The 18,824-nt window shown below is 65.6% G+C and carries 20 protein-coding genes and 1 riboswitch; of the genes, 8 read left to right on the top strand and 12 right to left on the bottom strand.

All coding sequences use genetic code 11. From position 1 onward, the window contains the following. From AC5RWT_RS24560 to AC5RWT_RS24545, 4 genes are all read left to right on the top strand, one after another. On the top strand, window positions 1–416 hold a 416-nt coding region (locus AC5RWT_RS24560), incomplete at its 5' end, for a DUF998 domain-containing protein (protein ID WP_494082467.1). Next, entirely contained in the window at window positions 413–1,039 is a 627-nt protein-coding gene (locus tag AC5RWT_RS24555; protein ID WP_494082466.1) for a maleylpyruvate isomerase family mycothiol-dependent enzyme, read from the top strand. The genes AC5RWT_RS24560 and AC5RWT_RS24555, both read left to right, overlap by 4 nt. Window positions 1,040–1,096: 57 nt before the next feature. Beyond that, window positions 1,097–1,465: a nuclear transport factor 2 family protein gene (locus AC5RWT_RS24550; protein ID WP_494082465.1), complete on the top strand. Its 369-nt coding sequence runs from the start codon at window positions 1,097–1,099 to the stop codon at window positions 1,463–1,465. A gap of 161 nt (window positions 1,466–1,626) precedes the next feature. Continuing rightward, a complete protein-coding gene (locus AC5RWT_RS24545; RefSeq protein ID WP_494082464.1) occupies window positions 1,627–2,064 on the top strand; it encodes a VOC family protein in 438 nt (145 codons plus the stop codon). 324 nt (window positions 2,065–2,388) lie between these two features. On the opposite strand, the gene AC5RWT_RS24540 is transcribed toward AC5RWT_RS24545, so the two are convergent. The 5 genes from AC5RWT_RS24540 to AC5RWT_RS24520 all read right to left on the bottom strand — a co-directional run bounded on the left by AC5RWT_RS24540 (window position 2,389) and on the right by AC5RWT_RS24520 (window position 5,673). After that, complete coding sequence (locus tag AC5RWT_RS24540) at window positions 2,389–2,850, bottom strand: SRPBCC domain-containing protein (protein WP_494082463.1); 462 nt, start codon at window positions 2,848–2,850, stop codon at window positions 2,389–2,391. Window positions 2,851–2,859: 9 nt separating this feature from the next. After that, window positions 2,860–3,201, bottom strand: a complete 342-nt coding sequence (locus AC5RWT_RS24535; RefSeq protein ID WP_494082462.1) for a dihydrofolate reductase family protein — start codon at window positions 3,199–3,201, stop codon at window positions 2,860–2,862. A 562-nt stretch (window positions 3,202–3,763) separates the two neighbouring features. After that, window positions 3,764–4,414: a hypothetical protein gene (locus AC5RWT_RS24530; protein ID WP_494082461.1), complete on the bottom strand. Its 651-nt coding sequence runs from the start codon at window positions 4,412–4,414 to the stop codon at window positions 3,764–3,766. Window positions 4,415–4,815: 401 nt separating this feature from the next. Beyond that, the gene (locus AC5RWT_RS24525) at window positions 4,816–5,100 is read right to left on the bottom strand and encodes a hypothetical protein (protein WP_494082460.1); all 285 of its coding nucleotides are present in this window, start codon (window positions 5,098–5,100) and stop codon (window positions 4,816–4,818) included. A gap of 201 nt (window positions 5,101–5,301) precedes the next feature. Then, window positions 5,302–5,673: a hypothetical protein gene (locus tag AC5RWT_RS24520; RefSeq protein WP_494082459.1), complete on the bottom strand. Its 372-nt coding sequence runs from the start codon at window positions 5,671–5,673 to the stop codon at window positions 5,302–5,304. 250 nt (window positions 5,674–5,923) lie between these two features. Continuing rightward, window positions 5,924–5,990: riboswitch (guanidine-III (ykkC-III) riboswitch) on the top strand. Window positions 5,991–6,000: 10 nt separating this feature from the next. Between AC5RWT_RS24520 and AC5RWT_RS24515 the strand changes: the two genes are divergently transcribed. The 3 genes from AC5RWT_RS24515 to lplAB all read left to right on the top strand — a co-directional run bounded on the left by AC5RWT_RS24515 (window position 6,001) and on the right by lplAB (window position 8,023). Continuing rightward, window positions 6,001–6,315: a DMT family transporter gene (locus AC5RWT_RS24515; RefSeq protein ID WP_494082458.1), complete on the top strand. Its 315-nt coding sequence runs from the start codon at window positions 6,001–6,003 to the stop codon at window positions 6,313–6,315. Window positions 6,316–6,324: 9 nt separating this feature from the next. Further along, a complete protein-coding gene (locus AC5RWT_RS24510) occupies window positions 6,325–6,660 on the top strand; it encodes a DMT family transporter (RefSeq protein ID WP_494082457.1) in 336 nt (111 codons plus the stop codon). Window positions 6,661–6,961: 301 nt separating this feature from the next. Then, the gene (lplAB, locus tag AC5RWT_RS24505; RefSeq protein ID WP_494082456.1) at window positions 6,962–8,023 is read left to right on the top strand and encodes a lipoate-protein ligase LplAB; all 1,062 of its coding nucleotides are present in this window, start codon (window positions 6,962–6,964) and stop codon (window positions 8,021–8,023) included. A 37-nt stretch (window positions 8,024–8,060) separates the two neighbouring features. On the opposite strand, the gene AC5RWT_RS24500 is transcribed toward lplAB, so the two are convergent. The 4 genes from AC5RWT_RS24500 to glgC form a co-directional block, all read right to left on the bottom strand. Further along, window positions 8,061–8,711, bottom strand: coding sequence for a dihydrofolate reductase family protein (locus AC5RWT_RS24500; protein ID WP_494082455.1), 651 nt, complete (start codon window positions 8,709–8,711; stop codon window positions 8,061–8,063). Between the two features lie 79 nt (window positions 8,712–8,790). Then, complete coding sequence (pepN, locus tag AC5RWT_RS24495; RefSeq protein ID WP_494082454.1) at window positions 8,791–11,478, bottom strand: aminopeptidase N; 2,688 nt, start codon at window positions 11,476–11,478, stop codon at window positions 8,791–8,793. After that, the gene (locus tag AC5RWT_RS24490) at window positions 11,475–12,590 is read right to left on the bottom strand and encodes a YeiH family protein (RefSeq protein WP_494082453.1); all 1,116 of its coding nucleotides are present in this window, start codon (window positions 12,588–12,590) and stop codon (window positions 11,475–11,477) included. The genes pepN and AC5RWT_RS24490 overlap by 4 nt, the downstream gene beginning before the upstream one ends. 115 nt (window positions 12,591–12,705) lie before the next feature. Further along, complete coding sequence (gene glgC / locus AC5RWT_RS24485) at window positions 12,706–13,989, bottom strand: glucose-1-phosphate adenylyltransferase (RefSeq protein ID WP_494082452.1); 1,284 nt, start codon at window positions 13,987–13,989, stop codon at window positions 12,706–12,708. Between the two features lie 106 nt (window positions 13,990–14,095). On the opposite strand from glgC, the gene glgA reads away from it, so the two are divergent. After that, window positions 14,096–15,292 (top strand): glycogen synthase, encoded by a 1,197-nt coding sequence (glgA, locus tag AC5RWT_RS24480; RefSeq protein ID WP_494082451.1) that lies wholly within the window; start codon window positions 14,096–14,098, stop codon window positions 15,290–15,292. Here the strand turns inward: glgA and AC5RWT_RS24475 are convergent. The 3 genes from AC5RWT_RS24475 to AC5RWT_RS24465 all read right to left on the bottom strand — a co-directional run. Next, complete coding sequence (locus AC5RWT_RS24475) at window positions 15,271–15,717, bottom strand: protein-tyrosine phosphatase family protein (RefSeq protein ID WP_494082450.1); 447 nt, start codon at window positions 15,715–15,717, stop codon at window positions 15,271–15,273. The genes glgA and AC5RWT_RS24475 overlap by 22 nt on opposite strands. 126 nt (window positions 15,718–15,843) lie before the next feature. After that, window positions 15,844–17,007 carry a carboxylate-amine ligase gene (locus AC5RWT_RS24470; protein WP_494082449.1) on the bottom strand — a complete coding sequence of 388 codons (1,164 nt, stop codon included), beginning with the start codon at window positions 17,005–17,007 and terminating at the stop codon, window positions 15,844–15,846. 358 nt (window positions 17,008–17,365) lie between these two features. Then, window positions 17,366–18,824, bottom strand: a 1,459-nt coding sequence (locus AC5RWT_RS24465; protein ID WP_494082448.1) for an SbcC/MukB-like Walker B domain-containing protein, incomplete at its 5' end; no start/stop codon positions are given.

Below are 18,824 nucleotides of genomic sequence, written 5' to 3'. Positions count from 1 at the left end.
GGCTGGCGACGTTCGGGCTGGCGCTCATTGCCGGTGGTTTGTTCCGAATGGACCCCGCGTTCGGGTTCCCCCCAGGCACCCCCGACGGCATCGGGGACACCATCTCCTGGCACGCGGCCGTTCACGGGATCCTGTTTCCGCTCGGATTCGCTGCGATCCTAGCCGCCGGGTGGTCGTTGTCGCGCCGCTACGCCGCGCTGAGCCGCACCCTGAAGCGCTGGATCGCCCTAGCGGTCGGGCCGATGGTGATCGTTCTGTCGATCCTGCCCAACATCGGCGGAGACCCGCAGGGCCGCTTCCTATCACTGTGGCTGAGCGTGGCCGTGGCCTTCGGGTGGGTGTCCTTCGTGCTCGGTGACGCCGCGCGGACCCTCGCCCGCTTCAACGCGGCCCTCCTCTTGGGAAAGACCACATGATCACTAACGATTCCTGCTCCAGCATCCAGGCACTGGTCGGCCCGCAGGTCGTGGCACTTGCCGACGCCCTGGCCGAACAGCCCTCGACCGTCGCCGACGCTCCCTCACTCTGCGAGGGCTGGGCCGTGAAACATGTCGTCGCGCACATGACGATGGCGGCCCGCTACGACGCTGAGGCATTCGTGCGGGAGCTGGCCGCGGCCGGAAACAACTTCGACGTATTGTCTGAGACGGTGGCCCGTCGCGATGGAAACCTGCCCTTCGCACGGCTGCTGGCCGATCTGCGCAGCGACACTATGGCTCTCTGGGCCCCGCCCGGGGGCGGGGCGATGGGTGCGCTCAGCCACGTCGTCATCCACGGCCTCGACATCACCACCGCCATCGGCCTGTCACGCACCGCCGACGACGAGTCGACTCAGCTCGTGCTCGCGGCCATGACGAACGGCGTCGCGGACCGCTTCGGCACCGGCCCGTCCGGGCAGCTGCTGCGCGCGACCGACCTGGACTGGCAGTTCGGCGAAGGCGAGCCGGTCAACGCCTCGGCCGCCGACCTGGTTCTCGCCCTCGCCGGCCGCCCACGCCCCGGCCTCGACCTGAGGACACACCGTGACGCAGCCCGGTGAGAAGCTGATGTCGGCACCGACGGTGACGGGTCTTACGGCGTCGCCTAACATCCGGTCATGAACATGCCTGAGCCGGGCGGGTTCGCCCGAGAGTGGATTGACGCATGGAACGATCACGACGTTGAGAGGGTCCTGGTCTCCTACGCCGAGGACGTCGTCTTCAGTTCTCCTACGGCCAAGCGGGTTGTTCCCGAGAGCGGCGGGATCATCTCCGGCAAGGCCGCGCTGCGCAGCTACTGGACCCTGGCGTTAGAGGGCAACCGGGATTTGCGGTTCGAGCTGATCGATGTCTATGCGGGAGTGGAAACGGTCATCGTGCATTATCGCAACCAGCACGGCGTCGTGATCAATGAGGTGATGACCTTCCGAAACGGGCTTGTCGCCATCGGCCACGCCACCCACCTGAACCTCCCCGCCCAAGGGTGAGGTCGGACTGTGCTCAGACCCGCTATCTGACGAAAGACAGATTTCTTTTATCCGGGAGCGCAACAGCTGTAACGCGAGGATCCCTTACCGGATGGCCGCTCGACCTTCCTGCCAGGTCACTGCAGTGCGTAGTGTGTGATAGCACAGAGAGGTGGTGGCTTATGTCTTGTGAGCCTGTCTTGAACCAAGTGAATCTGGTGGTGCGGGACATGGATTCAGCCGTCGCCTTCTACCGTCGCCTCGGTCTGACAATCGACGCTGCACCAGGTGCTTTGCATGTCGCCGCCCGGCTTCCAAACGGCATGGTCCTTGAATGGGACAGTGCGGAGTTTGTGTCCCAGTGGGATTCGGGGTGGAACGGGGCAACTGGGGGTGGCGTGGTGCTCGGGTTCTCTGTTCCTACTCGGGAGGCCGTCGATGAGGTTTATCGGGAGTTGACTGCCGCGGGATATAGAGGCCATCAACAGCCCTATGACGCTTTCTGGGGCGCCCGCTACGCGATCGCTGATGATCCCGACGGTAATAGCGTCGGGATCATGAGTCCAGAAGATCGAGAACGCAAGTTTTGGCCACCCACCCAACCGCCGTTAGGCTCCTGACCTCAGGCTTGCACACGCGGCCGTAAGCGGCCAGAGCGACCGCAAGAGGTTGGTGAGCAGGCACATGATGCCATCAATTGGTTCTGCCATAAAGCGTCCATTCAGGTCCCTCCGATTTAGGGGCAACGCGAGGTGGTGATCTCAGCCCGTTTTCTATCGGAGACCGAACCGGGTCACGATGCGGACCTTTTGCACGCCAGACGCAGTATCCGTTCCATTGCCGCGGAGCTCTGAGACTCGGGTCAAGTGAGGTTGAGCGGTGGCCCATCGACTACCCGGGCCACGAAGCGGGCTGGCAGCTCAGCCACAGTTGCGGGAGTTGCGTCAGGTCAGGTAGTTGCCCAGAGCCTCGAGCAGGCCCCGGCTGCCTTCCTCGCGGTTCGGCCCGTCGGCCCAGAACTGGTCGAAGAAGACGCCGTGATCGACGTGCGTGAACCGGGTACCCTCGTCGATCGGCTCGAACTCGAACGAGGCTATCGACGTCGACATGTGGACCCCGTCGAGCCACATGTCGTACCTCGTGACGATGCGGACGTGCTCGACGATGTCGGTGTACGTGGCCTCGTACCGCGAGACCGGACCGCCGTGAAATGTCCCCTCGTCGACGTCGCGTCCGCCGACGCGGAAGTCGAACGACGACTCACCGGGCTCAACGGTGTCGCCAGCGCCGAACCAGTGCAGCTTCTGGTCCTCCTCGGCGAATGCGTTCCAGACGCGCTCGAGGGGAACGGGGTAGTCGCGAGTCAGGGTGAATTCGGCGCGGGCGAGCCGACGTTCGATCGTCATGTGTACGTCCTATCGCGTAAACGTGACGTGGATCGTGCCGCTCTCGGCCACTTCCGTCGTCACCTTGTGGATGAGGTGGAGGGCGGGCATGCCGTCCCACAGTCGATTCCCCCGGCCGAGGAGGATCGGGGCGACCATGAGGTGCAACTCGTCGACCAGGCCGGCGCGCAGGAAGTCGCGCGGGGTGCCAAGTCCAGCACCGACGCGCACGTCCGAGCCACCCGCGGCCTGGGTCGCCTCGGCGAGCACGTCCTCGGTTGCGGCGCTGTGGAAGTGGAACGTCGTTCCGCCCTGGGGCGCAATCGCACGCAGAGCGGGAACCAAAACGAGGGTGTAGTTGCTGTCCGCCACGGCCAGCCACGCCGGACCCGGGCCGGGCTGTGCCGGGCGTCCGAACGACGTATGGCGAGGAATTGTGAACGCCGATAACCGTGAGTAGGTCCGGTCATGTTCTCGATGAAGCATGTCCTCACAGGACATACATCAGCCCTGATGGAACATGATTTCCGTCCCGCTCCGCGAGATAGATGACAAAGTTGCAGACTTGCAGCGCACTCAATCAGCGATCATGGGATTGCTCGAACTGCAGTGCATCGATCCAGCTGCGCCGTGCCCCATCATCACTGCTCTTGCCGGCGAAACTGCTGTTTGATCGCACACAGCAGGAGCAAAGCAGGCACACGCCCCCGCACTCTGAAGGATCCCCAAACGGAACAGCAATGAGTTCTGAGGGAACATGAATATTATGGCCCCACGTGCTATTCACGTGCCTGCATAAGCTCTCGCTCATCCCTGACGCGGTGGAGGACCGGCTTATGCGACTGGCGGGCGGGCAACTCCCGACCTTGAGAAGGGAAGGTCTTGTTGCCTCCGGAACGAACGTTACTAACCCCCTTCAGCCACCGGTCCCGCCTCAGCGGCGGGCGGGGAGGATCGTCGTCGTGACGGCCACGGCCTGTGGCGTGCGGGGGACGGAACTGAAGCCGAAGCGCACGGGCGGAACCACCGGCGCGAGGGGCCCGAGGCCGGCCCCGTTCCAGCTCGCCGCGGCGCGCTCAACGCTACGGATGGAGCGCACGCCATAGTACTCCCGACGTCCGCCTCGGGCGGAGCCGGCGGTGGCCACCCCCGGGAGCAGGATCCCCGCGGCGCGGTTCACGGCTGTCAGCCACGCCGGGTGGACGGCGATCCGGGCGGGGAACAGTTGCAGCATCCAGCCGAGCGCTGTCACGGGGCCCAGGTCGGCGCGCAGTTCCAGCGGGCCGCCGGAAACGCGGAGGACCAGTGCGGCGGTCCCGGGTTCGTTCCCCGGTTCCGCGCTCCGTTCCCCGGCGGGGCTCAGACTGGCGTCCAGCGGCGCAACCACCATGTCGTCGAAGCGGTAGGTCGCGGACACATAGTCGGCGACCGCCCGGTTGGGGGCCAGCAGCGTCTGCAGCCCGTCGCGGTCCTCGGTCATGACGTCCGTGAAGGCGCCGAGCGGCGAGTCCATCCAGTGCCCGACCACTATTCGGCGACCCGCGCTGGTGCCCAGACCCGCGATGAACCCTGTAAAGCGTTCCATCCGGCTACCGTACGGCTCCGGCGGGCCCCGCCGCACGCCGTTGCGTAGAATCGACGTCGCCGCTGTCGAAAGGACCACCTTGGCCAAGCTGTATTTACGCTACGGCGCCATGAACTCTGGGAAGTCCACCGGCCTGCTGTAGGCGTAGTTCAACTACGAGGACCGAGACCATTTTCCATCTGAACCCGTCAATCACTGATAACCGTGAGTATGTCCGAAGGGGCGCCTCGATGAAGCATCCACTAACGGGCCATTCACGGGCCCTGGTGGAACTGAATTCAATCGCGCTGGGGCCATTCACAGGCATGCATAAGTTCTCGCTCATCTTTGTCGCGGTGTGCGACCGCCTTACGGGCGGAGGTGCGACACCCAAGCGATCGCAGGACACTGCCGCGAGGCGATTAGGTGTACGGATCCTTCAAAGTCCCGGAGGCGATGACGCAGTTATGGGTGCCTGCCTTGAACTTGTCCTTGGTGAGGTCACGGTTGAGGATGTCGTTGCGGGTATCGCAGCCGTTGCGATCGGTGTCCTGCCAGGCCGGTCCGAACTTGTCCCGCGAATAGCCTGTCTTCGCTGCCTTGCCCTTGACCGGCAGGGTGCTCAGTACCGAGGAAGCATTTGCCCCCGTTGCCTTCGGGCCGACGGCCTCAACCGGTGCCGCTGCGCTGAACCCGCCGAGCAGCAATGCTCCGGCGGTGGCAATGGCGGCCGGCCGAGCTTTGCAAGCATATGGATATCCCCCCGTATGTCCGGCGAGAGTCCGGACTGTTTCACCGCAGAGCGGCAGGGTTTATCCTTTCACTGTAGCCCATATGCGGGAGTACTTTCGCGTCGACGTTCTCGTTGGTCTTTTGGTTTCGGCGCCGTATTGCCTTGGAACCTGGAACTATCCCGATCTCTCCTCGTTTTCGCCCGCCCGTGCTTCTGCGTCCGCGAGAGCCTGGAAAAGCTCGAGCCGCTCATCATCATCCTCGATCAACTCTGATTGCTTCCCTATCGGAGGGGCGAGTAATCGTGGACCTGTGTACGTGGTGCCCAGGTACAAGTCATTGACGGTGCTTCCAGACTCGGACATCGTTTTGAAGGCGCTGCTTGTCGCTCCTCGCGCCAGCCTGACTACTACCAGCACGGCCACGATCAACATCAGACCCTGAATGACATAGCCTCCCCATTCAGGGTGTCCCAACAGGAACATTCCGGCGATGAGTGAAGTGGTTCCAAACAGTGCGGCAACGGTGATGACGTCGGTTTTGTTCATCGTCCTCTTCCCCGATTCCGGCCCGCCCGACCAGGACTTGGGAACAGGCTACCTTTGTAGCGCTCATGGTTCGACAGTTTTGGGCACGGCGGCCGGATTTGGTTGAAAGGGCCAGGACTCCCTCTGCATCATCTGAGGGAGCCACCAGGCGGCAGGGATCGAGCGGCGGCCGGCGATTGCGACCTGTGCCACGGCTGGTGAAGTTGGCCACCAAAGCTGCGCGCCGCCGTCGTGCTTTGCTATTTTCTAGTCCAAGACCTCTTTCCCAGGTCTCCGGACGACGGTTCAGTACCCGGTGTGCGACAAGACTGGCCAGAGGAATCAATCATGGAATGGCTGATACTTGTCCTGTCCGGTGTCCTGGAGGCCGTATGGGCCACGGCGTTGGGCGCTTCGAAAAACTTCCGCCGGCTTTGGCCCACAATCATTTTCCTGGCAGCAATGGTGATGAGCATGGCCGGCCTGGCCTACGCCATGACCGCGATACCGGTAGGAACCGCCTATGCAGTATGGGTGGGAATCGGCGCGGTGTTGACCGCGGCCGTCGCCATGGTCACCGGCGCAGAGAAAGCCACGGTGGTCCGGGTCCTCCTGCTGTTGGGCATCATCGGCTGCGTTGTCGGCCTCAAGGCGATCGGTTAAGGGGGCGCCGTGTACTGGACCGTCTTGTTGATCAGCGCCGTCCTGGAAGCCGTGTGGGCCACGGCCCTGGGGATGTCCGACGGCCTCAGCCGGCCGCTGCCTGCGGTGGTGTTCTTTGTGGCGTTGGCTTTGAGCATGCTCGGACTTGGCTATGCGATGCGCGGCATCCCCATAGGCACTGCCTATGCCATCTGGACGGGGACAGGGGCGGCGCTGACCGTTGCCTACGCCATGTTGTTTGGCGGCGAGCCGGTGAGTGTGTTGAAGCTGCTGTTCGTGGCCGGGATCATCGGCTGCGTCATCGGACTGAAGCTCGTCGACCCGGGGAAGACTGAGAAGGCATGAAAAAGCGCCGGCAGGCAATGGAGAAGTCGGGGGAGATACTCCATGCCCGCCGGCGCCTTGGGCCGGGCACGTCCGGCCCCTCTTTCACTCGCACCGTGATGAGGTGTCTCTGACACTACGGCCGCCGTCTGGACGCGACCCCGGCGCAGGCTGGAAGAACCCTGAATGTGGCTTGAGTGAGTCCTGCCGCCCGACGGCTGGAGGTCCGCCGTCGGCGTGGTAAGACTGAGATGGCCCCCGACCACCACCCCAAGGATGGCCGGCACCGTCCCGCCGGCCGTTGAACAGCCAAGGAGCGCAGATGTCCGACCACCGCCACGGAGAATACAAAGTCCAGGGCGGCAAGCTCGTTGTCGTGGATTTCGAGGTGCTGGACGGGAAGATCGGGCACCCATCAGTCAGCGGGGACTTCTTCCTGGAACCTGACGAAGCACTCGCGGATATCAACGCCGCGCTTGATGGCATGAGCATCGAAAGTACCCACGGGCAGTATGCCGGCGCTATTGCCGACGCGCTGCGGCCGGAGACGCAGATGTTTGGCTTCTCCGCCGATGCGGTCGCGGTGGCCGTGCGCCGTGCCCTCAACAAGGCGACCGGGTGGTTGGATCACCGCTGGCAGATTATCCCCCCCACCCCGCTGCCGACCCACCTCCACGTGGCGATGGACGAGGTCCTGACCCGGCAGGTGGGCGCCGGGAAGCGGCCGCCAACGCTGAGGTTCTGGGAGTGGGAGGCACCGTCGGTGGTAATCGGCAGCTTCCAGTCGGTGCGCAACGAAGTGGACCCGGACGGTGTGGAACGCCACGGCATCACTGTGGTGCGGCGGATCAGCGGCGGTGGCGCCATGTTCATGGAACGGGGCAACGCAATCACCTACTCGCTGTACCTGCCGCAGACCCTGGTGGACGGACAAAGCTTTGAGGCGTCCTATGCGTTCCTCGATGCCTGGGTGATGGCCTCGCTCAAGAAGGTCGGTATTAACGCGTTCTACCAGCCACTCAACGACATCGCCACGCCGGAGGGCAAAATCGGCGGAGCGGCGCAGAAGCGGCTGGCAAATGGGGGCATGCTGCACCATGTGACCATGTCCTACGACATCGACGCGGACAAGATGACTGACGTGCTGCGGATCGGCAAGGAAAAGATCTCCGACAAGGGCATATCCAGCGCCAAGAAGCGCGTGGACCCGCTGCGGCGCCAGACCGGCCTGAGCCGGGAGGAAATCCTCGACGTGATGATCCGGACGTTCAAGGACCGCTATGCCGCCGAAGACAGCGGGTTCTCCGACGAAGAGCTGGCCATGGCGCGGGACCTGGTGCAGACGAAGTTCGCCACGGACGAGTGGCTGTACCGCGTGCCGTAGTGACGACGGTAGAACCTGCCCGGCCGCAGGTGGTGGCTCAGCCCGGTTGTTTTCCCAGGAGCACGTGTGCCACAGCGGCCGAGGCGGTGAACTTGTTGCACCGGTAGCCCAGGGCAGCCGCGTCAAGGTTCTCGAACAGCCGCTCACCGGAGCCCAGCAGGACGGGCACGATGGCCAGGTGCAGTTCGTCCACGAGCCGCGCTCGCAGGTATTGCCGGACGACGGATGCGCCGCCGCCGAGCCGGACGTCCTGCCCGGCGGCAGCGTCGATGGCCTGCCGCAGGGCGGACTCGATCCCGTCGTCGACAAAGTGGAAGACGGTCCCGCCGGCCATGGTGATGGGCGGCCGCGGGTAGTTCGTCAGCACGAAGACCGGATGATGGAACGGCGGGTCTTCGCCCCACCAGCCCCGCCACTCCACGGAGGGCCACTCGCCGCGGACCGGCCCGAACATGTTCCGGCCCATGATGGTGGCGCCGATGCCATGGACACCTGCCAGAAAGAAGTCGTTGTCCGCCCCGGTGGAACCGCCGGTTTCGCCCACCATCTGCTTGCCCGCCTCCGTGTGGAACAGCCACTCGTGCAGCTGTTCACCGCCTTCGCCCAACGGATTGTCCACGCTTTGGCGCGGACCCGCGGCATAGCCGTCAAGCGAGAGGGCGAAATTGTGCACCCGCACTCTGGGCATGCGTCCTCCTGCTCCTAAAGCCCGGGCTCCCTGCGGACTGAGCCGGCCGGAGACTGACTCGTATGTGGACGAGGCCAGCCTAGTCCACGGCGGCGGCACCGGGAACTGGTTTAGGGGCTGTCCTCCGTCCGGTGCCGGCCGAGGCGCCGTCGTCGGCCGTGATCCCGGCCTGCTGCGCACGCAGGGCACGAAGCAGGTGGTCGCGCTGTTCAATGATGATGCGGCGCAGCGCCGCGGGCGCGTTGGCATGATCGTCCAGCCAGGCCGTGGTGCGCACCACAACAGGATGCTCGGCGGGCCCCTGTCCGGGGACCAAATCCTGTGCGGCGGGGTAGAGCCCCCGCACCAGTCGGGACGCTATCTCGATGCTCTTGGACGACCAGATCCGCACGAGTTCCTCGAAGTACGGCTCCACGTACCCGGCGTGGAGTTCATGCGGGCCTTGGCAGAAGCCATCAATGGTGGCGTCCAGCAACTCGTTGGACAGCGAATCGGAATGCACTGCGCTGTGCCATGCCCGGGCTTTGACGTCCGGAACCGGCCGGGCAGTCATCGCGGCCAGATGGCCGGCGCGTGCTGCGGCATTGCGGTCCCGTGCCAAGGCCCTCTCGAGTTCTGCCGCTGAGGCGTGGCCGGTGGCCGCCAGGGCCTGCCAGAACCGCCAGCGCAGATCCGTGTCCATCGCCAGCCCCTTGACCTTGATGGATGTGTCCAGCAGGCCGCGCAGAAGCGGTGCCTGGCTGTCGTCGGCGCGGGCATTTGCCGCCAGGGACCGTGCCCAGGACAGTTGCTGGTCGCTGCCTGCGTCGGCGGCTTCGACCTGACGCCGGGCGGCAGCAAGGAACACCTCCCGGAGCCCGGGCCGGAGGTCAGCCGGGGCGTACCGGTCGATGGCGGTCTTTGCGCAGTCCAGGACCACCTGCAGCACGCTGTTCTCGGTTTCTGCCGGTGCGAACCGCTGCACCGCCTCCACGTAGCCGGCGGCTGGGAGAAGACCGTCGCGGGTCATGTCCCAGAGCGTCGACCAGCACAGGGCACGGGCCAGCGGATCCCTGAGCTTGTCCAGGGACGTCAGCACCGTCTGCAGGGACCGGGCGTCGAAGACCACCTTGGCGTAGGTCAGGTCCTCGTCATTGAGCAGCAGCAGTGCGGGCACGTCCCGGCCGGCCAGTTCCGGAACCTCGGTTCGAGGGCCCGTCACATCCAGCTCGAACTGGTCGGTGCGCACCAACCGGCCGGAGGCGTCCGGGTTGTAGAAACCCAGCCGCAACCGGTGCGGCCGGAAGGACGGTTCGTCCGTGACCGGGTCCACGGCTTGCTGGACGATCGCCGCGGAGGCGACCGCACCGCCGTCGTGCGTAAGGTCCAGAGACAAAGTGGAGATGCCTGCGGTTTGCAGCCACTGACGGGCCCACTCCTCCATGTCCCGGCCGGAGGCCGCGCTGAGGGCAGTGAGGAAGTCCGCGAGCGAGGTATTGCCGTAGGCATGTTCGCGGAAGTACCGGCGTGAGGCACCGATGAAGGAGTCGAAGCCGGCGTAGGCCACCAGCTGTTTGAGCACCGAGGCGCCCTTGGCGTAGGTGATGCCGTCAAAATTCTGTTTGGCGGCTTCCAGGTCCGGGATGTTGGCCACGATGGGATGGGTCGTGGGCAGCTGGTCCTGCACGTACGCCCAGCCTTTGCGCCGGTTGGCGAAGGTGATCCAGGCGTTGGTCCACTCGGTCGCTTCCACCGAGGCCAGGGATCCCATGTAGTCGGCGAAGGATTCCTTCAGCCAGAGGTCGTCCCACCACTTCATGGTGACCAGGTCGCCGAACCACATGTGCGCCATCTCGTGCAGGATGGTGTTGGCGCGGGCTTGATACTGCGCGTCGGTGGCGCGGGAGGAGAACACATACGCCTCGGTGAACGTGACCAGGCCAGGGTTCTCCATGGCACCGAGGTTGTACTCCGGGACGAACGCCTGCTCGTACTTGCCGAACGGGTAGGGGTAGTCGAAGAGTTCGTGGAAAAAGTCCAGGCCGGCCTTGGTCACGGCGAAGATGTGCTCCGGATCAAAGGACTCTGCCAGCGAGGCACGGCAGTAGGCCCTCAGCGGCACCCGCAGTCTCCTGCCGTCCGCCAGGGTGCGTTGCCAGCTGTCCGTCGCCGAGTGGTACGGGCCCGCCAGGACAGTGGTGATGTAGGTGGAGATGCGCTGCGTCGGCGCGAAACGGCGGACGGAGGAGCCCGGGGATGAGCCCATCGGATCGGTCACGGCAACCGCGGCGTTCGAGGCCACGGTCCAATGGTCCGGGGCAGCAACGTGGAAAGTGAAGCTGGCTTTCAGGTCAGGCTGCTCGAAGTTGGCGAAGACCCGCTGGGCATCGGCCGGTTCATACTGCGTATAGAGGTAGGTCTTGCCGTCGGCGGGGTCGACAAACCGGTGCAGGCCCTCGCCGGTGCTGCTGTAGAGAGCGGTCCCCGTGATCGTGGCCTGGTTCTCCGCTTCGAGGCCGGGCAGCAGGATCCTTGAGCCGTCCACTACATCGTCGACGTCCAGGGTGCGGCCGTTCAGCGTCACGGAGTGGATGCCTCCGTGGATGAAGTCGGCGAACACAGTTGCGCCAGGTTCGCTGCAGCTGAAGGTAATGGTGGACCGGGAGACGAAACCCGGCGCGTCCGGGTCTTCGGCGTTGCGCAGGTCCAGCGAGACCACGTAGCTTTCCACGTGCACGATCGATGACCTGGCCGCCGCTTCGTCGCGGCTGAGGTTCTGGTTCGTCATCCGGCCCATTTAACCATCGCCAGCCAGGCTGCGCCCAGCCCCAGTCCGGCGATCAGCAGCCAGGACAGCAGAGCTGTGGAGATGGCCGGCAGTGAGGAGCGCAGCAGCTCGCGCAGGCGGACGGCAGAGCCCAGGCCGAACAATGCCGCCGCCAGCAGGAGTTCCTGCACCAACGCCGTTCCGTCCAGTACCGGCTGCGGCAACCATCCAGTGCTGCGCAGGCCCACCAGTGCGAGGAAACCCAGGACGAAAAGCGGCACTACCGGCGGCTGCCTGGCGGGCACGCCGGCGCCGGCCGAGTGCCGGGCCGCAGCCCTGGCTGCACGCCGCCGGTGCACGGCCACGGCGGCTGTCAGGGGAGCCAGCATCACCACACGGGCGAGTTTGACGACGACGGCGATGGTCAGCGCCGCTGTACCGGCGCTCTGCGCCGTCGCCACTACCTGTCCCACATCGTGCACCGAAGCTCCGGCCCAGAAGCCGAACATTTCCGCTGTCATGCCGGAGACTGCTCCGACAGCGGGGAGGACGCCGATGGCCAAGGTGCCGCAGAGCGTGACCAGAGCGACGGGCATCAAGGTGTCCTGGCTGCGGCTGCCACGGGCTGCGGCAACGGCTCCGATGGCCGAAGCGCCGCAAATGGAGAATCCGGCGGCCAGCAGCACCGGCTGGTCGCCGGGCAGGCGGTGCCAGCGCGCCAGCAGGTAGGTTCCGCCGAACGCGAGCAACAGCACCAGTACCACCAGCGCCAAGGCGAACCAGCCCAGCTCCGCCAGGTCCGACAGGGCCAGCCGGAATCCCAGCAGCACTATTCCGGCGCGCATCAGGGTGCGGGCGCAGAAGGCCAGCCCAGGGAGTGCTGCGCCGCTTGTCCACGCAGCAGCCGGCGGCAGGTTTGCCGCCAGGATGCCAAGGACCACAGAGAAGCTCATCAGCGGAACTGCCGGCACCACCGCGTGCAGAGCGTAGGCCACCAGCACGGCGGCGGCGGCGAAGAGAAGCCCAGGAACGCTGCGGCGCACCCGGAGCATGTGCCGGGTGCCACCCGACGGCGGCTGGTGCGGCTGCCCGGTACGGGCACGGCCGGTCTCCGGGGGCTGAGGTTGGGGCACCTTGCTACCGTACCGCCCGGCGGACCCTGCGCCGGCGTCCGCTGCCGCTTTGGCGGAAGCAAGCGCACGCCCGGAGCGATGGGGAAGGCACAAGGTTCGCAGGTTGTAGCCGAGCCTACAAGGCTATGGCTTTGTTCCCCTGCGCGCTCGCGGTGGGACCGAGGATGACTTCCTGGTCCTTGCTCAGCACCGTCAGCCCCGAATCGGTCACCGTGAAGCCGCGCGCCCGGTCCAGGTCCGGGTCCACCCCGATGGTGGCCCCGGAGGGAATGCGCACGTTCTTGTCCACGATGGCCCTCCGGACGATGGCTCCTTGGCCCACGGTCACCTTGTCCATCAGCACGCTGCCGTGGATCCGGGCACCTTCGGCCACGAAGACGTCCGTGGCGAGCACCGACTCGGTAACCTCTGCCCCTGAAACCACCACGCCCTGGGACAGGAGGGAGTCGTGCGCGGTACCGGCGGTGCCGCTGACTCCGCGAACCAACTTGGCCGGGGGAGACACGGTCTGCCGGGTGTAGATCGGCCACTGCAGGTTGTAGAGGTTGAAGGCCGGCAAGGGGCTGATCAGGTCCATGTGGGCCTCGTAGTAGGAATCCAGTGTCCCCACGTCCCGCCAGTACTGCTGGTCGGCCCCGGTGGAGCCGGGAATATCGTTCGCCGTGAAATCGTAGACGGCCGCTTCGCCGCGTTCCACGAAGTAGGGGATGATGTCTCCGCCCATGTCGTGGTTGGTGTCCAGCCGCTCGGCGTCGGCTTCCAGCGCCCGCAGCAAAGCGTCGGTGTTGAACACATAATTGCCCATGGACGCCAGGAAGCTGTGCGGATCATCCGCGAGTCCGGGAGTGATCGCCGGTTTTTCCACGAAAGCGCGGATTTTGGTGGGGGCGTCAGGCTCGGACTCGATAACGCCGAATTGGTTGGCCAGCGAAAGCGGCTGGCGCACCGCCGCCACGCTGGCGGCCGCGCCGGAAGCAATGTGCTCCTCGACCATCTGGGAGAAGTCCATCCGGTAAACGTGGTCGGCGCCGACCACCACCACGATGTCCGGACTGGCGTCGTGGATGAGGTTCAAGGATTGGTAGATCGCGTTGGCGCTGCCCAGGAACCAGCTCTTGCCGCGCCGCTGCTGCGCCGGCACGGAGGCCACGTAGTTGCCCAGCTGTGAGGCCATCCGCCACGTTTCGGAAATGTGACGGTCCAGGCTATGCGACTTGTACTGGGTCAACACGACGATTTGCAGGTAACCGGAATTGACCAGGTTGGAGAGGGCGAAATCAATCAGCCGGTAGCTGCCGGCAAACGGCACGGCGGGCTTGGCCCGGTCGGCTGTGAGCGGCATCAGCCGTTTTCCCTCGCCGCCTGCGAGTACAACGGCCAGTACCTTTTTCTGTGGCATGGTTTCCCCATTCGCATCCCTGCGGTCCCTTGCCGGACCGACATATCACGTCCCCCTTGTCCTCAAACAGTAGAGGAAGGCACGGGCGTGCACTACGTTAGGTGTCGTGCGTGTAGACATTGTGACAAAAGAATTCCCGCCGGAGATCTACGGCGGGGCCGGGGTGCATGTGGCCGAATTGAGCCGGGTACTGGCCGACACGGTTGACCTGCACGTGCATGCCTTCGGGGCTGATCGGCCCTCGGACTTTCACGGCGCGAGCGTGCGCAGTTATGCGGTTCCGGCCGGTCTGCGGGGAGCGAATGCGGCAGTGCAGACCCTCGGCGTCGACCTGGAGATGCTGGATGGCTTCGTCGGCGCCGACCTTATCCATTCCCACACGTGGTACGCCAACATGGCCGGGCATCTGGGGTCGCTGCTGCACAATGTTCCGCACGTGTTGAGCGCCCACTCGCTGGAGCCGTTGCGTCCATGGAAGGCCGAGCAGCTGGGCGGGGGCTACCGCCTCTCCTCGTGGGTGGAGCGCACGGCCTATGAGGCGGCAGCCGCAGTCATTGCCGTGTCGGCCGGGATGCGCCAGGACATCCTGCGCAGCTACCCGGATGTGGATCCGGGCCGGGTGCACGTGGTCCACAACGGCGTGGATGTGCGGCAATGGAAACCGGATCTGAACGACGACGCCGTGCGCGCCCTGGGGATAGACCCTGACCGGCCCAGCGTGGTCTTCGTGGGGCGGATTACCCGGCAGAAGGGTGTACCGTACTTGCTGCGGGCGGCGGCACTGCTCCCGCCGGACGTACAGCTGGTGCTCTGCGCCGGCGCTGCCGACACCCCGGAACTGGCGGCCGAGGTAAACCATCTGGTGGCCGGGCTGCGCGCGACCCGCGACGGGGTCGTGGTGATCGAACGAATGCTCCCGCGCCCGGAACTGATCCAGGTGCTCAGCCACGCGACCGTGTTCGCATGCCCCTCCATCTATGAGCCGCTGGGCATCGTGAACCTGGAGGCCATGGCCTGCGGCGCCCCTGTTGTCGCCAGTGCCACCGGCGGCATCCCGGAAGTCGTCGATGACAGCGTCACGGGCGTGTTGGTGCCGCTGGAGCAGGCGACCGACGGGACGGGGACCCCGTTGGATGAGGAACAGTTCGTGCACGATTTTGCCAACGCGCTCATCAAGACGTTGGAAAACCCCGCCGCCGCCCGGCGGCAGGGCGAGGCAGGCCGCCGGCGCGCCGAGGCGCACTTTTCCTGGGACTCGATCGCCGATAAGACACTCGAGGTCTACCGCAGCGTGCTGGACTGAGGGAAGCCGCGCACGAAGCGCCGCTGCCACGGGGTCTCGACGGCGCCGCGGCGGTAGTGCTCCCGTACGTAGCCGATGGCGTCGGCGGCGGGAACGCCGTCCAGAATCGCCATGCAGGCCAACGCCGTGCCGGTTCGCCCCCGTCCGCCGTAACAGGCGACCTCCACCCGCTCGTCCGCCGCGCGCTGCCACGCTTCGCCGAATGCCGCCGCGGCATCGGGCGGGTCCTCCGGCAACCGGAGATCGCGCCAGGATACCCAGCGTTGCTCCCACACGGTGGGCCTCGGTGGCCGGTGCTTCAGATACAAAGCGAAATCAGGCACAGGACCAGGGGGCAGGCCACGGCGCAGGGCACGGCCCCGGACCAGCCGCCCCGATGGCAGCAGCAGCACTCCCGGCAGCCCGGGATCCCAACCCGACTCCATGGCACAGACACTAACCCCGGACGCAACTACACGCCTCATCGCTTGAGGTTTCCGGCAGCTGTTTTGTACAGCCACCCCGTACGGGCGTTCTTGCCCGTGCAGTCCGGGCTCAGGACCGAAAGCGGCTCAAAAGACGCTTTCGGTGCTGTTGGTGCAGTCCACCGCCTCGCGGACCACGTCGGTGAGTCTGCCGCGGCGCCTGAATGAGTGGCGTTGCTGCGTTGCACCCGTGCCGGCTTGCAGCATCTGCATCAGGATGTGGTGGACGGAGGCGTCGTCTTCTGTTTCTGCCAGCACCGGGCCGACGTGTTCCAGGAGGGACCTCGCTGCGGCGTGCGCAGGACAGGGCCGGTTCCTGAGCGGGTGGATGAGTTCGCTGCTCAATCCGGACTTGCTGGCCCGCCAGGACGCAAGGCGCAGCACTTCTGTTGGCGTCTCGGGGGCCGGCAAACCCTCCCTCCAATCCCGGGCGGCAGTCTCGACCAAAGCCCGGGCAAGGGCTGCGATGGCTGCAGCGTGGTCGGGGTCGAGGCACGTATCCGCTACGCGCAGCTCGACCGTTGGATAGTCCCGGGCCAGGCGGCCGTCGAAGTAGACCATGCCCTCGTCGAGCAGCACTCCGCTGGTCAGCATTTCCCGGATGGACGCCCGGTACGCGGCATGGGAACCAAAGACGTCAGTCGGTCCAGAGCCGGGCCACCGCCTCCATACCTGGTGCCGAAAGCTGGAGTAGCCGCTGTCGGTGCCTTGCCAGAAAGGCGAGTTGCTGCTCAAGGCCAGCAAAAGCGGAAGCCATATTCGTATGCGGTCCAGTACCGCGACGCCTTCATCGGGGGATTCTATGGAGATGTGAACATGGAAGCCGCAGGTCAATTGTTCGCGAAGAGTCAGGCCGAAGCGGCGTTCCATCTCAACGTAGCGCTGATGCCTGACCAGGCGTGACGACACCGTGAGGGGAAAGGTCCCCAACGCTGCTGTCCTGGCGCCCAGCGGTTGGGCCAGGCGGTCTGTCTCTGCGCGTCCTGCCCTGATAGCCCCCGCCAACGACTTCAGGTCTTTGAACGGAGCGGAGACTGCTTCGACCTGCTCCTGCTTCACTTCAAACTCCAACGTGCCGGAATCCGCGGCCTTCTCAGTGCTGGCGTTCGACAGCAACTGCTCCGCGATCGACGCGATACCGCCGGTCTTGGCATCTACCAACAGCAACTCTTCTTCGACCCCGAAGGTGCGCATAATGAACGGCTCTTTCCTTGCTGCTCCAGCGGCGTCGCTGAAGATGCCGGATGGCATGGCTGCTGTTACCCGCCAACGCCGGGCGGCGCCGCAGCTGTGCGGAACCACTGGCGGAGAGGGGTCGGCAACGGACAGGTCGGCGCCTTCAACGCGCCATGTTGGTCCCCGGCAGATTCGGGAGCCGGGAACGAGGGGAAGCCCCATGGCCCTGGCCCCAAGCGGTGCGCGGGGTGCCCGGCCACGGCCGACAACCGGCACGGAAGGGAACCGGAGCGCTCTTCCTGCTAAAAGCGCCTGCATAATAAACCCGGACACACAACTGTACCGTAAGGCTGCTTATCAGTTAATCCCCAGCCGGCCGTTTAGTGGCTCCTCGCGCCGCCTCAGCGGGGGACGGCGCCGACAGGACAACGGATCAGTGCAGCACGATGTCAACCGGTCGGGCCAGCGAGCGGCCGCGTTCGAGGATTCCCGACCGATTGGCGGACTCGTCGCGCAGGACTTCGGTGACGGAACCGAGGAAGCGGGCCAGGTCCACCTTGTCCTCGGGGGCAGCCAGCAGCAGCTGGAACCCGAATTCGTGCAGCGCGTTAATGCTGGCTTCGGCAAACGCCAGCGACGACTTCACGAAGGCCTCGTCCATCATCACCGTGCCGAAGGTGCTGAAGCCCTGCCCCGCAATGCCCAGCTGGTAGGCCAGCGCCGACGCCATGATGAACGCGGTGAAGCGCTGGCCTTCGCCGCCGGACATCAGGCTGGCCTGCAGGTTGGTGTAGGCGCGGCCGTCGGCCAGAAGGTTGGTGCAGGTGATGTCCACGTGCGACCGCACGTCGAGGACCTCGGCACGCCAGCGTCGCTCATCCTCGGAGGCCAGCCGCTCGACGATCCGCTCCAAGGCAAGGTAGCGCTCGTCCATGTCCTCACCGGTCTGCCGCCTCCCCATGACCGGCAGGGCGTTTTTAAGGTCGGTTCTGAACTTGTGCGAGGCGTCCGGGACTGCATTGGCGATCTCGATCTGCAGATGGCTGTCCGCGTGGTAGCTCACCCGACGCAGGATCTGGTTCAGCGGCTGCAACCGGGACGCAATGCTGCGGCGTTCTTCGTCCAGCAACTGGAGCAGGTCGCTGAAGCGTTCGTAGGTGCGGTTGTTGAAGTACTCGCGGAACTCTGCCTCCCGCTGGGGCAGGCCCTCACCGACAATGTCGTGGTAGCGGGCTTCGTAGTCTCCGGCGGCCTGGAGCGAGGTCCCATGGTCCGAACCCCACTGCCGGACGTAGGACTCGAAAATCTTCACCAGCTGGCTGCCGGTCTCCAGCGCCGTGCGTTCGAGGGCGCTGCGCGAGGCCAGCAAGTCGCGCTCCACCCGGGTGCAGACGTCGCTGAGGGACGTCAGATCGGTAATCTCCCCGTGCGGGGCAAAAAGCGAGTCGAGTTCAGCGGCAAGTTCTTCGGTCAGCTGCCCGCCGGTCCCGCCGGCCGCGGGCAACGCGTCGCGGCGGCTGCGTGCGGCGTCCAGCTCTGCGGACAAACGGGCGACGTCTCCTTTGAGCACACCGATCTTTTCGGTGGCGGCTGTGAGGTCCAGCTCGGCGGTCTCCAGCTCGAAGCGCAACTGCTCCAGGTCGGCGTTGGCATCCCGGGCCTGGTCCAGGCGTTCCGCCGCGGCGTCCACCGCTGCGGTGTGGGCTGCCGTGGAAATTTCCTCCCAGCTGCGGGTGTCTGCTGCAACGGTCTTGGCTGCAGCCAGCCGCCGGACCAGATCCTGCTGCTCCCGGGCACGTTCTGCGGAGGCGGAGTCGGCGTCTCCGTAGGTGCCGCGCAGTTCCAGCAGCCGGGCGGCGAGTGCGGCGATCTTGTCCTGGTTGTCGAAGCCC

This window comes from Arthrobacter sp. Dra40, assembly GCF_059091905.1.
This window is presented reverse-complemented; position numbering and strand designations above follow the sequence as displayed.

Coding starts and splice junctions, on each gene's coding strand:
- AC5RWT_RS24540 (WP_494082463.1), bottom strand. CDS start 2,850: ATGACGATCGAACGTCGGCTCGCCCGCGCCGAATTCACCCTGACTCGC.
- pepN (WP_494082454.1), bottom strand. CDS start 11,478: ATGACGAACCAGAACCTCAGCCGCGACGAAGCGGCGGCCAGGTCATCG.
- AC5RWT_RS24500 (WP_494082455.1), bottom strand. CDS start 8,711: ATGCCCAGAGTGCGGGTGCACAATTTCGCCCTCTCGCTTGACGGCTAT.
- AC5RWT_RS24520 (WP_494082459.1), bottom strand. CDS start 5,673: ATGAACAAAACCGACGTCATCACCGTTGCCGCACTGTTTGGAACCACT.
- AC5RWT_RS24475 (WP_494082450.1), bottom strand. CDS start 15,717: ATGGAGTCGGGTTGGGATCCCGGGCTGCCGGGAGTGCTGCTGCTGCCA.
- AC5RWT_RS24555 (WP_494082466.1), top strand. CDS start 413: ATGATCACTAACGATTCCTGCTCCAGCATCCAGGCACTGGTCGGCCCG.
- glgC (WP_494082452.1), bottom strand. CDS start 13,989: ATGCCACAGAAAAAGGTACTGGCCGTTGTACTCGCAGGCGGCGAGGGA.
- AC5RWT_RS24545 (WP_494082464.1), top strand. CDS start 1,627: ATGTCTTGTGAGCCTGTCTTGAACCAAGTGAATCTGGTGGTGCGGGAC.
- AC5RWT_RS24515 (WP_494082458.1), top strand. CDS start 6,001: ATGGAATGGCTGATACTTGTCCTGTCCGGTGTCCTGGAGGCCGTATGG.
- AC5RWT_RS24530 (WP_494082461.1), bottom strand. CDS start 4,414: ATGGAACGCTTTACAGGGTTCATCGCGGGTCTGGGCACCAGCGCGGGT.
- AC5RWT_RS24470 (WP_494082449.1), bottom strand. CDS start 17,007: ATGCCATCCGGCATCTTCAGCGACGCCGCTGGAGCAGCAAGGAAAGAG.
- lplAB (WP_494082456.1), top strand. CDS start 6,962: ATGTCCGACCACCGCCACGGAGAATACAAAGTCCAGGGCGGCAAGCTC.
- AC5RWT_RS24550 (WP_494082465.1), top strand. CDS start 1,097: ATGAACATGCCTGAGCCGGGCGGGTTCGCCCGAGAGTGGATTGACGCA.